This window comes from Croceicoccus hydrothermalis (genome assembly GCF_022378335.1).
Taxonomy (GTDB): domain Bacteria; phylum Pseudomonadota; class Alphaproteobacteria; order Sphingomonadales; family Sphingomonadaceae; genus Croceicoccus; species Croceicoccus hydrothermalis.
This window is the reverse complement of the sequence record NZ_JAIQCI010000061.1, coordinates 1-874: the sequence shown is the minus strand read 5'-3', so window position 1 is coordinate 874 and position 874 is coordinate 1. Positions and strand designations below refer to the sequence as shown.

The window sequence follows — 874 nt, the reverse complement described above, 5'->3', positions numbered from 1 at the left end:
TAGGCCGTGTTGACAAAAGGAATTGGCAAATTTGCTTGGTTGTGATTCGAGCCTGCTTTTTGAGGGCCAGTCATGGGTCGCGGGGATTTGTCGGATGCGGAATGGGAACTGATCGGGCCGCTGCTGCCGCCTGAGCAAGGCCGGTGGGCGCCTCCTGCAGGCCATAACCGGCGCTTTCTCAATGGCATGCTCCACGCGCTGCGGGGCGGCTGCCCCCTGGCGCGGAAGCGAAGCTGTGCATAGCATACATCCACGAGCGACACGGCAATCGGAACTCGATCTATGTCCGGTTCCGGCGCTGGGCAGAACAGGGTGTCTGGGATGCTCTCCTGCAAACGCTGGTCGATCTGGGCCCGACCGACGACTGGCAGCACATGATCGGCAGACCAGCGTTCGCGGCCATGTCTCGGCAGCGGGCGGAAAAGGGGGCTTGTGCGAACGCTCCCGGTCGATCACGCGGCGGCTACGAGCAAGCTCCCGATGCACACCCGGCCCGCCGTGACAATGAGGGGCTGCCTCTCGGCTTCATCCTGACCGGCGAGGCCTCCGATTACACCGTTGCCGAGCCGCCAATGTCGATTTCCGTCGCCGCGCCCGAAGCTTTGCTGGCGGACACGGGCTACGACGATGATCGCTTCCGCGAAAGCCTGCTCATTCGGGTATCCTGCCGATCATCCCGCCTCGCTCGAACCGCAAGGTTCCCCAACATCCCGACTATCGCCGCTACCGGGACCGCGTCGAGAGCATGTTCGGAAAGCTGAAGCAACAGCGCCGGTTCGCCACTCGCTACGACAAGACCGCCCTCTCCTTCGAGAGCTTTCTCTACCTCGTCGCCGCCCGCCTATGGCTGAAGTCTTCTGTCAAAACGACCTAG

General features: G+C 62.8%; 3 protein-coding genes. All 3 read left to right on the top strand.

The window, feature by feature from the left end; all coding sequences use genetic code 11:
* The first annotated feature begins 72 nt into the window (after positions 1 to 72).
* The 3 genes from K4G67_RS16965 (at position 73) to K4G67_RS17815 (ending at position 874) form a co-directional block, all read left to right on the top strand.
* Positions 73 to 243 (top strand): transposase, encoded by a 171-nt coding sequence (locus tag K4G67_RS16965; RefSeq protein ID WP_239807435.1) that lies wholly within the window; start codon positions 73 to 75, stop codon positions 241 to 243.
* 158 nt (positions 244 to 401) lie between these two features.
* Positions 402 to 761 (top strand): hypothetical protein, encoded by a 360-nt coding sequence (locus tag K4G67_RS16960; RefSeq protein WP_239807434.1) that lies wholly within the window; start codon positions 402 to 404, stop codon positions 759 to 761.
* The gene (locus tag K4G67_RS17815; protein WP_239807433.1) at positions 746 to 874 is read left to right on the top strand and encodes a hypothetical protein; all 129 of its coding nucleotides are present in this window, start codon (positions 746 to 748) and stop codon (positions 872 to 874) included. The genes K4G67_RS16960 and K4G67_RS17815 overlap by 16 nt, the downstream gene beginning before the upstream one ends.

What these genes read in the sequence shown, in the direction of transcription:
- K4G67_RS16965 (WP_239807435.1), top strand. Translation starts at nt 73, where the DNA reads ATGGGTCGCGGGGATTTGTCGGATGCGGAATGGGAACTGATCGGGCCG.
- K4G67_RS16960 (WP_239807434.1), top strand. Translation starts at nt 402, where the DNA reads ATGTCTCGGCAGCGGGCGGAAAAGGGGGCTTGTGCGAACGCTCCCGGT.
- K4G67_RS17815 (WP_239807433.1), top strand. Translation starts at nt 746, where the DNA reads ATGTTCGGAAAGCTGAAGCAACAGCGCCGGTTCGCCACTCGCTACGAC.